Annotated in this window: 12 protein-coding genes; 1 reads left to right on the top strand and 11 read right to left on the bottom strand. The window is 60.5% G+C overall.

Annotated features, from left to right (window positions below):
- Nucleotides 1–516 precede the first annotated feature (516 nt).
- From FHT92_RS25000 to traA, 11 genes are all read right to left on the bottom strand, one after another.
- A complete protein-coding gene (locus tag FHT92_RS25000; protein WP_183749284.1) occupies nucleotides 517–1,404 on the bottom strand; it encodes a carbon-nitrogen hydrolase family protein in 888 nt (295 codons plus the stop codon).
- Complete coding sequence (locus FHT92_RS24995) at nucleotides 1,401–2,054, bottom strand: RraA family protein (RefSeq protein ID WP_183830334.1); 654 nt, start codon at nucleotides 2,052–2,054, stop codon at nucleotides 1,401–1,403. The genes FHT92_RS25000 and FHT92_RS24995 overlap by 4 nt, the downstream gene beginning before the upstream one ends.
- A gap of 24 nt (nucleotides 2,055–2,078) precedes the next feature.
- A complete protein-coding gene (locus FHT92_RS24990) occupies nucleotides 2,079–2,942 on the bottom strand; it encodes a TauD/TfdA family dioxygenase (protein ID WP_183830331.1) in 864 nt (287 codons plus the stop codon).
- 115 nt (nucleotides 2,943–3,057) lie between these two features.
- Nucleotides 3,058–4,140 carry an ABC transporter ATP-binding protein gene (locus FHT92_RS24985; RefSeq protein WP_183830328.1) on the bottom strand — a complete coding sequence of 361 codons (1,083 nt, stop codon included), beginning with the start codon at nucleotides 4,138–4,140 and terminating at the stop codon, nucleotides 3,058–3,060.
- A complete protein-coding gene (locus FHT92_RS24980) occupies nucleotides 4,137–4,940 on the bottom strand; it encodes an ABC transporter permease (RefSeq protein ID WP_183830326.1) in 804 nt (267 codons plus the stop codon). Before FHT92_RS24980 ends, FHT92_RS24985 begins: the two co-directional genes overlap by 4 nt.
- Nucleotides 4,937–5,836 (bottom strand): ABC transporter permease, encoded by a 900-nt coding sequence (locus FHT92_RS24975; RefSeq protein WP_183830323.1) that lies wholly within the window; start codon nucleotides 5,834–5,836, stop codon nucleotides 4,937–4,939. Before FHT92_RS24975 ends, FHT92_RS24980 begins: the two co-directional genes overlap by 4 nt.
- Nucleotides 5,837–5,845: 9 nt before the next feature.
- Nucleotides 5,846–6,868 (bottom strand): ABC transporter substrate-binding protein, encoded by a 1,023-nt coding sequence (locus FHT92_RS24970; protein WP_312858792.1) that lies wholly within the window; start codon nucleotides 6,866–6,868, stop codon nucleotides 5,846–5,848.
- 512 nt (nucleotides 6,869–7,380) lie between these two features.
- Nucleotides 7,381–7,983, bottom strand: coding sequence for a TraH family protein (locus tag FHT92_RS24965; RefSeq protein ID WP_183830320.1), 603 nt, complete (start codon nucleotides 7,981–7,983; stop codon nucleotides 7,381–7,383).
- Nucleotides 7,984–7,997: 14 nt separating this feature from the next.
- On the bottom strand, nucleotides 7,998–9,155 hold the full coding sequence (locus tag FHT92_RS24960; RefSeq protein WP_183830317.1) for a conjugal transfer protein TraB: 1,158 nt from the start codon (nucleotides 9,153–9,155) through the stop codon (nucleotides 7,998–8,000).
- The gene (gene traF / locus FHT92_RS24955; protein ID WP_183830314.1) at nucleotides 9,145–9,711 is read right to left on the bottom strand and encodes a conjugative transfer signal peptidase TraF; all 567 of its coding nucleotides are present in this window, start codon (nucleotides 9,709–9,711) and stop codon (nucleotides 9,145–9,147) included. Before traF ends, FHT92_RS24960 begins: the two co-directional genes overlap by 11 nt.
- Nucleotides 9,708–13,016: a Ti-type conjugative transfer relaxase TraA gene (traA, locus tag FHT92_RS24950; protein WP_183830311.1), complete on the bottom strand. Its 3,309-nt coding sequence runs from the start codon at nucleotides 13,014–13,016 to the stop codon at nucleotides 9,708–9,710. Before traA ends, traF begins: the two co-directional genes overlap by 4 nt.
- 251 nt (nucleotides 13,017–13,267) lie before the next feature.
- Between traA and traC the strand changes: the two genes are divergently transcribed.
- Nucleotides 13,268–13,564: a conjugal transfer protein TraC gene (traC, locus tag FHT92_RS24945; protein ID WP_183830309.1), complete on the top strand. Its 297-nt coding sequence runs from the start codon at nucleotides 13,268–13,270 to the stop codon at nucleotides 13,562–13,564.
- Nucleotides 13,565–13,566: the final 2 nt, after the last annotated feature.

The following is a 13,566-nucleotide window of genomic DNA, read 5'->3' as shown; positions in this document are numbered from 1 at the left end:
CTCCTTCGCGCCAGTCTTCCGTTCTTTCCGTATCGGTTTTTTCTCGATGTTCCAGAATGGAAGAACTCCAGGCGTCAGCGCCCCTGCAAGCCCAGATCGGCCTTCGTTTTTCGGGAAACCCCTGCGGATCCTGCCAAATGCAACCATATCGTCAGCTCCTTATCTGATGAGCAACGTCGTTGGCCCCAGGCGGTTCCCGCTGCGCGTGGCGTCACCGCTGAAACTTGTAGCCTCACGGTGCCGTCCGGTCGGAACGACGCGTTCGCCACAATTACAGCAGGTCGAATAAGAAGCGGCATGCGCTTCCGCTCTCATCTGGAGCAAACCAATGACGGCCGCGGAAATAAGGTCCGACGGCTCTTTATCATCGATGGGTTTATGTAACGATTTTTGGAGATCGACACATCCTCCAACCACCTCCGACAATGCTTGAAAGGCAACGACGAAGGCCACAGGGCAACCTGAACAAGAATATCGTCGATTGATGAAGCCTCTTGGGTCGGCCCCTTGAGCCCCTCAAAAGGTCATGTCCGTCACGCGGCGATTGGGCGTGGCAGCATTGGCAGTGGCGAGCGGCATGGCCGTAACATCTACCCGGTGTGCTTCCATCGGAATCCAGGCTCGAACCTGCCTCAGCCTATCACGGTCAATTCTGGCGCTGAGAACCCCCGGCCTATCGTCGGCCCTTACGAGAATTTGTCCCCAGGGGTCACAAATCATCGAATTCCCGAACATTTGCCGCTCCTCGCCGGCAGGCGTCGTGTAGGAACCGCATTGGCCGCAGGCGACGACGAACGCCTGGAACTCGATGGCCCTGGCCCGGCACAGAACCTCCCAATGGTATTTTCCGGTCTGGGTCGTGAAGGCTGCCGGTAGAACGAAGACATCGGCCTTTTCGGCGGCCAGACGATCGAAAATGCGGGAGAACCGCAGATCGTAGCAGATGCAGCAGGCTAGTCGGAAACCATTCAGTTCATAAATGAGCAGCTGATTGCCGGGCGCAACCGTCTCGGATTCGGCATAGCGTTTCCCGTCCGGCGTGACGATGTCGAAAAGATGGATCTTCCGATAGGCACCGATCTGTCTCCCATTGGCGTCGAAGACGACACTCGTATTGAAGATCCGGTCGTGGCCAGGAACGCTTTCAAGGATGCTGCCGGCATGGATGGCGACACCATGCTCGGCAGCAAAGCGTTGCACCATCTTATAGGCTCTGCCGCCGGGGATAAGGTCGGCGGCCGCCTTTTTCTCGGCTGCAGTACCTCCCGTCCAGTCGAAATGTTCCGGCAGCACGATGAGGTCCGGCCTTTCGTTTCGAACCGCCTTCAGCATCAGGCGCCCAGCTTCGGCAAGATTGTAGGCGCGGTCCGGGCGGGCGTTCATCTGAATAAGCGAGATCTTCATGCAAGGTCCTCTTGCTCGAACAGGAATATGGATTTGCCGGCAGTCAGGTGCGCACGCAGCGCTGCTGAGCGCTGCTGGCGTGCAATCGCCATTTCCGCAAGGGCGTGCATGCGCTCGGCCTCGGCAGCAAAGACGCCTTCGCTATCGGCCAGGACGGCGTAGCCCGGTAGAATTGCCGCGCTGCCGCAGGCGACTGGCACGTTGATCGATCCGCCGATCGAAAAGATCCGGTTTGTCGTCCGCGACGAAACACCCCGGCACCAGATCGGAAGGCCAACCGCGACCAACTCCTCGACATCGGTGCAAGGCCCGTCGATGACGACACCGCTTGCGCCCTTCGCCTTGGCAGCGGCAGCAACGCCGCCACCCACACAGGCCACATCGTCGCGGTCGACACGGGAAATGACCAGCATGTCGCCTGGCTTCAGCATGTCGACCGCCTTGTAGATGATGACGCCGTCGCGGCCTGGCGCCGCGACGGTCAAGGCCGGCCCGAAGGCCCGGCAGGGAAAGACCGGACGGACATTGTCGCCGACAAAGCCCAGATGCTCGACATGTCCGATCGTTGCGGTTTCGACCGCCGCAAGCATGTCGATGAGATCCGGGGGTAGGCTGAGCTGGCGTTCATAGGCCCGGTAGAAGGGTGTCATGTCACGGTCTTTCCTGAAATAAGATCAGATCGGGCGCTCGCCGGAGGTGGTCGTCCGGTGCATAATGCGGATCGATGCCGGATCGAAAGAGTCGCGCCGATGCATCGTGCAGCGGTTATCCCACATCATGATGTCTCCTTCGTCCCAGCGTTGGACGAAGACTTCCTGCTCTCGGGTCGTGTGATCCCAGAGCTCGGCGAGCAGCGCGTTGCTCTCGTCGAGCGGCATGCCGACGATCCAGGCGCCATCGGAGGTGCCGCCGAGATAAAGGGCCTTGCGGCCGGTTTCGCCATGGGTGCGCACCAGCGGATGCACCATGCCGCCCCACTCACGAAAGTCCTTGCTTTTAGGCTCCGTCTTGCCGAGCCGCAGCTTGCCGGTCTTGTCGTAAACGTTCTGGAAATAGATCTGGCGACCATCGACCAGCGTTTTCAACGACGACGGCAAGGTTTCATAGGCCATATAGGTGGATAGGAAGTAGGTATCCCCCCCTGACGGCGGAACCTTGATGGCCCGTAGAATGGCGCCGGCAGGCGGTCTTTCGTAGAACCACGTGTCGGTATGCCAGGTCGCTTCGCTGTTGCCCATGGCACCGGTCGGCTTGCCATCTTTCGTCGTGTTGCTGATGACGAGGATTTCCGGATGAGTCAGATGACCACCCTCTTGCAGCTGTTTCGGATGGATGACGAACTCGCCGAAATGGCGCGAGAAGGCCACCTGGTCTGCATCGGTGATGCGGGTCCGCTTGAAGCGAAGGACGCCATATTGCAGCCAGTAACGACGCAATTCCTCGATATCGCGCGCATCGTAATTGTTGAAATCAAACCCCTCGATGTCGGCGCAGACATTGCTCTCGACTTGCACCGCCTTCAGTCTTTCCTTCAGCATTTCCATTCTCCTTCTGTGGTCCCCTTGTGAGGCCGAGGTGATGCTACGTCCGGGAGGGTCGCTAGCTCCAATAGCGATTGTCGCGCATTGATAGGGGCGATCGATTGGTCCCGATTCACGTCGCCAGAGGCCGGACGTCAGCGGGATCGACCGCGAGCGTCACAGGATGGCCGGGCGTGAGGCCATGTCCGGTTGCGATGGTTGGGTGGTGCAGGATCACCCGGTGCCCGCCGTCGATGATCGCCTCAAGCTCAGCATAGGCGCCGAAGTCGGTCACGCGACGTAGGGTCCCTTCAAGCCGGTTCATCCCCGCTGGAACCTCGTCCACCCCGGCCAGCTTCACGCTCTGTGGTCTTACGGAGCAGAAACTGACTTGGGCTGGCGCGTTCGACCCGGCGGACATGAGAATCGTGGGTCCGCCCTCGATCGACAGTTTGATGCGGGACGCCGAGCGCGAACATCCCGAAATCGGCAGGATGTTCGACCGCCCGATGAAATCGGCAACGAAACGCGATGCCGGCTGGCGATAGATGTCGCCGGGTGCGCCTTGCTGAACAATGGCGCCACGATCCATGATGACGATCCGGTCAGACATGGCCATGGCTTCTTCCTGGTCGTGTGTCACGTACACAAAGGTCATGCCGAGCGTCTCATGGATCTCCTTCAGTTCGGCGCGCATCGCCTCGCGCAATTTCAGATCGAGATTGGAGAGCGGCTCGTCGAGAAGCAGGAGCGAGGGCCGAGGAGCTATCGCCCGGGCGAGTGCGACGCGCTGCTGCTGGCCGCCGGAGAGCTCCTTCGGATAACGTGCGCCGAAACCATCCAGATGCACGCTTCGAAGTGCCTTCTCCACCGCCGCATGGATCTCGGCGCGCCGCGCGCGGCGCATACGAAGTCCGAACCCGACGTTTTCGGCGACCGTCATATGAGGAAAGAGCGCGTAGTTCTGAAACACGAGCCCGAGGTTGCGGTTCTCGGGCGGCACATTCAGCTGACTGCGTCCGCGGATCCGGATATCGCCCCGGCTCGGAGCGCTGAAACCGGCGATCATGTTCAGCGTCGTCGTCTTGCCACAGCCGGACGGCCCAAGAATGCTGACGAACTCGCCGGCCGGGATCTGCAGATTCACGTCTCTGACCACGCAAACCTGGCCGAAGGACTTTGTAACCGACAGGAGTTCGATATCGAATTCGCTCATTTGCTTCCTCCATGAAGCTGCGCGGAAAAACCGCCGAGTTTTTCGAAAGCCAGGATCACCATCAGAACGAAGATCATCGACGCCACGTTGACCGCCGCCATGACGGGGTCGAGGCTATATTCGAGGTGATTGATGACGGCGATCGGCAGGGTTGTGTCGCCGGGGCGGACCAGAAAGACCGACAGCGGAATATTGTTGAACGAGATGATGAAGGCGAAGGTGACGCCAGACAGAACGCCCGGCTTGATGAGGGGAAGCACGACGTACAGCATCCTTTGGCGTCTGCTGGCGCCGAGGATCTGGGCGGCGCGGTCGAGGTTCTCATCGAAATTCGCAAGTGCGCCGGCTGCCATCCGCATTACGAAGGGAAGGGCCAAGACGATATGAGCAGCAATCAGCGCCGGCATACCGAGCATGTTTTGCAGGCCGATGATCGACAGGAAAAGGACAATCGCCACACCCTTGACGATCTGCGGGACAGAGAGCGGCGACAAGAGCGCCGCCATGATGACGCCCGAACCTGGAATACGCTCATAGACAAGGGCAAAGGCGGCAAGTGTCCCGAGAGCGCCGCTGATTGCCGCCACGATCACCGCAATCTCAACGCTTAACAGGAAGGGTCGGACCCATCGTTCCTCGAAAAGCCCGCCGTACCAGACGAGTGTCCATTCCCATGGCCGGAATGTCACGGCCGCGGTTGGGCTGAGCGAAGCCGCAACAACAACGAGGAGCGGCAGTGCGATGAACGCCAGCACCAGAATAAGCGCCGCCCAGAAGCTGATCGCAATCACCTTCGTCATCTTACCTCTCCCTTCTTTGATGATTTTCGCACCTTGAGGCGTGCCTCCCACCGAATTCCGATCAGCGAGGCGACGAGCATCAATGCGAGCAGGGCGATCGCCATGACGCTCGCGAAGGGCCAGTCGATATAGAAGAGCACCTGTTCGGAGATCATCGTTGCCAGCACCTTGAAACGCGCGCCTCCGAGAAGAGCCGGTGTTGCGTAGGCACTGGCCGCCATGGTGAAGCTGATCAGCAACGAGCTGACGATGCCTGGCACAGAGAGAGGAAGGACGATGTGACGGATGACGGACGCTCTGGAGGCGCCGAGCATCTGGGCGGCGCGTTCCAGATTGACGTCGATCCCCTGGATGCTCGTCATCAACGACAATATGCCGAAGGGCAGCACGACATGCGTCAGTCCGACGACGACCGCAAAAAGGCTCTTAGAAAGGGGAAGGGGCGTCGAGACGATGCCGAGATGAATCAGTGCGTCATTGATGAAGCCTCGATCCTCGAGGATAATCAGCCAGCCATAAGTGCGCAGCACCACGCCCGCAAGTTCGGGCGCGAGCGCCAGCGCGAAGACAATGCTCCGCCAGCGTGTTTGCGAACGGGCAAGGAAATAGGCGACGGGATAACCGAGAAGCGTAACGGCAACGGCGACCAAGGCCGACATAATTGCCGTGCGGGCAAGACCGGGCAGCGACAATCCATCGAGGAAGAAGCGCTCGTAATTTCCAAATGTCGGGGTGAGCGTCCGGCTGTCGAGAAAGCTCATGCCGATCATCATGCCCATCGGAAGAGCAAAGAAGATCGTCAACAACAGGCAGGACGGCGCGAGCAATATCGGTGCAGATGTTCGCACGGCAAATCGACCGGGAACAACCGGTGCAGTATCGGTAAGTGCTGTCATGGACACTCCTCAACGCGCCTGCGAGACGACGTCCCGGTCCCAGCGTTCACCCCATTCGGAGAGCTTGTCGCCAAGCACGGTCAGATCGGGCAACTTGAGCGACCTGAGATCCTCTTGCGACGTGATCTGCCGGCGGCGCAGGGCTTCCGGAACATCGATGTCGGCGCGAGCGCTACCTACCTTGTACCCAGCGACCCAGGCTTCCTGGCTGGCCTTTTCGAGGAAGAAATCAATGAAGGATCTTGCTGCCGCCTTGTTCTCGGCGCCAATGGGGATGTTCAGCGTCGCGATCAGCGGGATGGTGCCTTCTTGGGGCCGCACATAGTCAACGGGCAGGCCCGCGTCGACCAAAAGCTGAGCGCGGCCGCTCCAGAAGGGCATTGCCCAGACCGTGCCGTCCTTGATGTAGCTTTCGAGGATGGCAGAGGATTGCTCGAAGCCGATCGAGCGCTTGGAGAGACGCGCCATAGCCGCAAACCCGGGATCGATATTGTCGATCAGCCCGCCCCCTTCCGTAATCGACATCATTTCCAAGAGATAGACGGCCATGATGTTCTGGAAGGTCGGCAGGACCACCTTGCCATCGAGATCAGGCCGGAGGAGATCGCCCCAGGAGGTCGGCGAGGACGCGAGCTTGTCGGTTCTGTATAGCAGCGACATGTACTGCACCTCGTGGACCGCGCCACAAGGTCCCGCTACGTCCTGTAGGCTTGTCGTGAGCGAACCAAGGTTCGGGATCGTGGTAACGTTGAGCTTGTCGAGCACGCCGTCGCGGCAGCCTTGAAGCGATTGCGACGCTGTCATGACGACTACGTCAAAGCCGGGATGTCCGTTTGTGGCCTTGATCTTGGCATAGTCCTGTGAGGCCGAACCGACCGCATCGTAGATGACGTCGATCCCAGTCTTGCGTTCGAAAGGTTCGATGATGGCCTGCCGAATGATCGCCTCATAGGGTCCACCATAGCTGTTGACGACGAGCGTTTCGGCATGCGCGAGCTGTGGCAGACATAGCGCAAAGACCGCAGGTAGAATGGAAGGTGGCTGGAATGGTCGCACGTCGGTTTCTCCCGGTTGGTATTGTTCCCGGAAAAAGTGTGCCGACGCGACATCCACACGTCTAATAACAATCAGCTGGCATTTATGCCTTGACGCTATGAATCGAGGCGAACTCATCGAAGGCGTGCAATGCGGCAGCGGATGATTTCAATTGGCCGCCACGTTCATTATTCAAACCGTCACAATGGAATGAAGCTATGGCGCTCTATCCAAGGCTCGTTGAGCAACGAAATAGCGGCGCCATATCAGACACGCCAGTCGTGGCTGGTTGCGGAGCTTCCCGACAATCAGGAAAACCGACCCTCGCGACTTGGCCAGCGCGGAAATCGAATACCCCACGCTGGATAATGCGATGACCCTCGATGCAGCGACACAGGATCCAGTCGGCTTTGTAAGAAGCATGGACCGCGCCATCATCGATGAAATACAGCGCGCCCCCGGGCTGTTTCGGCATTGTGCTAGCGCTTCGCACACTATCCTTCTATCGCCTACTTGTTCTCAATCCTCGAAAGATCGATCCGGATACCGGCATCCTGCGGCTTTGACTGAAAAGACACGGCTGGTTCGACCGGTTGACCGGACGTCGTCGACGTTTCGCTAGGAGGAACACTAAGCTGCTCGCCGAGCTTGCCTGCGGGATCCTCTGCCCGAAACACGCTCTCGCCCTCAAACTGGCCCGTCCTCCAGGCATAGATGGCGTCATCGAATATCTGAGGGAAAACCTCCTCGCTCTTTGGGTTTCCGTACCACTTGGTCACAGTACGGAGGATTTTGGCGAACATCGCCGTCCCCATTCGGAGGTTGGCACATGGCTCGACAAGGTCGAGTTTCAGCTCGGAAGCGTCTTTCGCACCCACACCAGCCGGCAGTTGGGTGAGCCCGACGCGAACGATCGCCTTCCCGACATATTTGCGCATGAACTCAAGAGCCTCATCGGGTGTTTTCGACCTTGGCATCAGGATGAGCCGCCCGCCTGCGTGAACTGCGACGGCCAGGGGATCGGTAGAACCCGCAACCTCGATAAATTTCTCGACGATCGCCGGCTTCAGGGATGCATCGGCGCATTGTTGTATGAGTGCAGCATCGATCATAAATGCTCCGTTTGTCAGGTGTTAAAAGAAAGAACTAGCGGTTTGCCGAACAGCCGAGCCCAAGCGGTGGTGCTGGCTCGCTGGATGTCGACGATCGACGTCCCTGATGTCCACCATCCGTTTCCTACAGCCACAATCAGATCCGGGTCGTAGCGCATCGACTGCAGGACCGGCCAGACGACGAGCTGCTCGTAGCAAATCAGGGGCGCGGCCTGTTGATCTCCTATCTTCGCAATCGGATTGGCGAAGAAGTGCGCACGTGCGCCGCCACTCTCGCCGAGCCAGGACTTCCACGGCTGCCACATCGAGCCCGGGACCGGCATACGCTCGCGATAGAGAATGCTGCTGCCGGCGCCGGATAGGACGACGAGAACATTGTCATATCCTTTCGGGTCGACAACGGCGGCGCCAGCGACCACGGAAGCATCCATGCCCCGAAGGGCTGCGTTCCAAAGCCGTTCGACCGCCGGCGTCCAGAGGCCGAGGGCGCTCTCCGGCAACACGATCGTTTGGCCAGTTCCACGAACCCTCACCGTGGCAATCAGATCACGGTGGCGCTGCATGCTGGTGTCCCGCCCCAGCGATGACCCCATTTGCAGATCGACGCCCCGCCAGCCCTCAGGTAGGTTCGGATCGGTCCAGAAGACGGCGGACCACAGCCAAAAGCCTACCAAGGCGATGGCAACAGCCGGCCACATGCGGGTTACGAGGCCCATGAGGCTGGCTGTCATCGCAGCTAGTCCCCACCATCCCCATGCGGGAAACAGGACGCCGGCGGCTGTCACAGGGTGCGCCCATCCCGTGATGCCGAAAGGTGGCACCGCCATGAGCGCGGCCGCCATCAGATAGCGAAACGGCCGACCGCCGGCACGGCTCGTCCAGAGCATCGCATGCACGCCAACAAAACTCACCGACGTATATAGCCATAGCAACAGACCGGGCCACAGATCCGACGAATAGAAGGTAGCAACACCCTGCGGCAGACCTCGCGAAGCCGCCAGGAAATACCCGCCTGAAACAAGCGCCGCCACGGATCTGGTTTGGGCCCGCGCCCAAAGAATCGGGAACGCCAAGGCGGCGGGAAGCAGCAGGACACGGCCACTCCACCCGACCGTTCCGACAACGATCGCAACAATGATCAGCAGCGCTGGTTGGTAGTGATTATGGCGCATAGGTCAGGACCTGTTGCGCTAGACCGAGGATACCCGAAGCGGGGAGGGGACCGAAATAGCGGGAGTCGTAGGAGCCCGCGAAAGCCGAGTGCAGGAACACGCTACCCGCCGGCACGATCCCGCCTCCAGCCGGCGTCAACGACCGTCCCTGTCCGTCCTGGTCTGCAAGCTTCGATCGAGCAACGTCACGCCCGTCGACGCGGACGCTTGCTGCGACCTCGACCCGCTGGCCGGCGACGGCGATCACCGTCTTGATCAGCGGCGCAACGCCACTTGGGCAAAGGCCGGAGCGCAGATAACCGCGGCTACGTGCCTCCTGGATGGCTGCCGTTTGCGGCGGGCAAATGAAGACGAGATCGCCGACCTCAGCGGCGCGCTCGAGCTTGACGATATGCCAGAGACCGAGCGGTTGGCTCGGTGTAAGATTGATCCGATAGCCACCGAACGCGGCCGCGACGATCGCAGCAAGAAGCGCTGCTGTGACTGTCGCCACGGCCGGAAGGACCCCCCTGTGCGGACGCCGCGCCAGCGCCATTATCATGAGAGACAAGTTCATTTCAGCGACATCCCCTGGCCCTTGGCTTGGCGCATCGTCTCAGCTTGTTTGATGGCCTCGATCGTTCGGTCATGAGCACCGAGCTTCTGCACTGCGCGCATAAGGCTCCATGCTGACTGGACCTCTGCTTTCTGACCGGGGCTCATGTCCGCCGTAATCGTCTTAAAGGTCTCGCCATTGGTGTCCTTGGCAGCCAAGGGCAGCAAGGTCCGCTCGCCGAAACGCTCGGCGACCGCCTTGGCAAATCCCTCCAGTTCCGCCTTCACTTGTCTGTCGGCAAGACCGAACGCGAGCGCCGACGGAAGGTCATTGCGGTCGATCGCATCACGCACGCGTTCGAGCGTCTGGCGGGCATTCGGAGATAGCGCCGGAATGTCGATCGAGATCTTGCGGCGGAGGGCCACTTCCTCCGCCTGATAGCGTTGTCCGGCCCGGTTGCGCTGGCGCATGTAATCACCGAGGCTTTGAGCTAGAGCAGGAACGTTGCGTTGCGCCCTCTCGCGCTCCTGCCTTTCGGCCCGGCTTGCGAGGATGCCGGCTTTCCCCTTGAGTACACCAAAGCTTTCCGGCTGGCCGGCGAGCTTCGCCAGCATCGATTTGGCGACAGTCTCATCCTTCACCATAGCGTCGACATTGACGGTCCTGAAGGCGGCTTCCGGCTGGGCATAGATGAGATGGAAGCGAGTCGACACATCTTCCCATTGCTTCTTCAAACCGGGGTCCGCTTCGAGCTTTTCGGCGACGGCCTGCTCGATCGTTTTCGGGAACGTCGCGATACCGGCAACCATGGGGCTGGCATCCTTGCTACTTTGCGAGCGGATCGGTTTGGAACGGGCACCGAGACCGAGTTTGGCGCCGATGGCGAGGAGCCGATGAGCAAGAACGGCCAATTTTTGTTTCTGGCGGATCGTCCATTCGAGCCTGTCGCGGGCAACCGTTCGGGCGACGTTGACGATATGCAGGCCGCGCGCTTCCGCGAAGCGCAGCGCTTGTCGATAGAAGGTAGCCTTTTCGTAATCGAGCGTGGTTTCCTTGGCGTTCTTTCGCGACAGGATGTTGATCAGCCCGCCGGCGAATGCGAAGGATCGGGTACCGTAATAGATGCGGAGATCCTCGCGATGGCGGGTCATCGCCACATAGGTCAGATGCCGATCGAGCGAGAGGGATGCGAGCACCTTGACCCGGTCTACGGTGGCGCCCTGGCTCTTGTGGATCGTGGTGGCATAGCCGTGGTCGAGATTGTTATAGAAACGCTGCTCGACCGTGACCAGGCGGCGGTGCTCGCCTTCGCCGACCTCTGCCACGATGTGGTTTTGAGCAGCGTCGACGACCTTGGCAAGCATCCCGTTCTTGATGCCGAGCGAGCCTTCATTCTTCAGGAATACGATCTGGTCGCCGACCGCGAAGTCGCGGTGCCCGTGCTCCGTTCGGAACGCAAAACCTTGGCCAAGGACGCCACGCTCGACGAGCTCGGCGCGTGCCATCTCGTTGAGCATGCGCACGTCACGGCGGAGGTGGGCGAGGATCAACGTCGTCCTGCTCGGATCGTAGTCGCGGCTCCAATCGGCGATGAGCGTCTCGACGGCCTCTTCCTTCAGACGCAAGCCGATCATTCGGCCCCGAGCGGCATAGGCATCGACAGCCTTGCGGATGTTGCCGCGCGCAAGATCGAGCGACGCATCGCGCATCCATTGTTCGCGCTGGCGATAGATGGTTTCGAGCTCGGCATAACCGATCCGATCGGCGATCGCTCGGAAGGCGGCGCCGGCTTCGATCGGCTGAAGCTGCTCCGGATCACCAACCATGACAAGCTTGGCGCCGGCCTTCGTCACCGCCTCGACCAGGTGCGCCATCTGGCGTGACGACACCATGCCGGCCTCATCGAGAACGAAGACCGTCTTTGCGTCGAGCTGGTTTCGGCCTCCGCTCCAGCGAAGCTCCCAGGACGAAAGCGTGTGCGAGGCGATCCCCGCTTCCTTCTCCAGACCCTCCGCCGCTTTACCGGCAAGAGCACCACCGACGACATGATATCCGGCACCTTCCCACGCTTCCCGCGCAGCCTTCATCATCGTGGTCTTCCCGGCGCCGGCGCGGCCGATGACGGCTGCGATCCGCTCGGGTCCTGCGACATGCTCGATCGCTGCCTTTTGCTCCTCTGAGAGGCGGGAATGGCGCGCGAAAGTCGCCTCTAGCACCGCGTCCTGAACGCCATGCGACGATCGCTCAGAAAGCCAGATCGCGCGGTCAGCCATCACCGCTTCCAGCCGGATCAACTCGCGGGTCGTGTATTTGGCAAGCACCCTGGCCCCGGTCGCAAACGCGATCCGCTCACGTTCGAGGCGGAGCGCTTCGGGGCTCTGCAGGACACGGACCATCAGGTTCTGGAACAGGGCGGCATCATCGATATAGCGATGCAGGATTTTCGCGACGTCTCGGCTATCGAAGACACTCTTCTCGCGCATGATCAGGTCGAGGACGATCTCCGGCCGGCGCTGGATGCGGCGTGCGTTCTCGCTTCGCCGCGCCTCCTGCAACTCGATCCGTTCGAGCTTTGGTGACGCTGCCTGCGTCTCCGCCTTCCGGTCGATGGCAGTCGCACCGACACCAATATGGATGGTCGGCTCCACGTCGATGCCTTGCCTTTCGAAGGATCGGCCATCGACGCGGACGTCGAGGCCGGCCATTGCCAGATGCCTGTTCTGGCAGCCGAACCAGCCGTCGCGAAATACGTTGAAGTCATCGAGGTTCCCCGCCCAAAGCTCGTAGACGATCTTCCCGGCGTCGTTGCGAATCGCATTCCCATCCGGCCCGAGAACCGCGACCTTCTTGGCGCCGAACCCATCCTCCTTCAGTGGCCGCAAAGTCGTCATCAGATGAACATGCGGATTGCCCGGCGCATCGTGATAGACCCAATCGGCGACCATGCCCTTGGCGGTGACGTGACGCTCGACGAAGTCTCGAACGAGCGCGATGTTTTGCGCGGTCGTCAGTTCGATCGGCAGGGCAATCGTGACGTCCTTGGCGAGCTGCGCATCGGAGCGCTTCTCGAAATCCTCGACCCTGTTCCAGAAGGCTTCGGAAGCACCGGAGATCGACCGATCGGCGGTTATTGTCCGCAACCACTCGGGCGCGTCAGCCGGGATCACGAACTCCTCGTGCAGGAGACCGCGCTTGTGGGTGTAATCGATCGTCCGCGCCTCCCGCTCATACTCCATTTTTGCGCAGTGCCGGTAGGCTACCGACAGCACCGCACTGCGGCCGGAGCCGCGGGCGACGACGCTGACGGAGAAATGAGGGACGGCCACGGCGAAAACTGCTCCTGCGTCGAACAAATTCAAAGGGTTCGTCGGGAGCGGTGGCACCGCCGGCGCAAAAGCAGAGCGTCGCATCAGCGACGTATAATTGCGCCCTTCGGATCCGCTCCTTCGGAACGGCCGGGATGATGCTCAAAGGCGTTGGCTGCGCCAACTCGCATTTATGTTAGTAGATCGGCACGCCGATCTAGGGGACTCTCACGTGGTTCGAATTCAAAAATCGCATGAAAGGACGCTCGGCAATGAAGAAGCCTTCCTCCAAGATCCGCGACGAGATCGCCAGACTCCAGGAACAGCTCAAGGCTGCGGAAATCCGCGAAGCCGAGCGGATCGGCCGGATCGCGCTCAAAGCAGGTCTTGGAGAAATCGAGATCGAGGAAGCCACGCTCCAAGCCGTCTTCGAGGATCTGGCGAAACGGTTTCGCGGAGGGCAGGGCGTTTCGAACGGAGGGAAGAAGAGCAACGGAGACGCCAGCACCGGTGCATCGCCCGGGGCGGTCACGCATGGCGCGGCTCAGGGCAGCACTGGCGAGGCTTGAGC

Origin of the sequence: Rhizobium sp. BK377 (assembly GCF_014193935.1) — a bacterium.
In the GTDB taxonomy this organism is placed as follows: domain Bacteria; phylum Pseudomonadota; class Alphaproteobacteria; order Rhizobiales; family Rhizobiaceae; genus Rhizobium.
The sequence above is the reverse complement of the archived record's forward strand: the minus strand, read 5'-3'. Positions and strand labels throughout refer to the sequence as shown.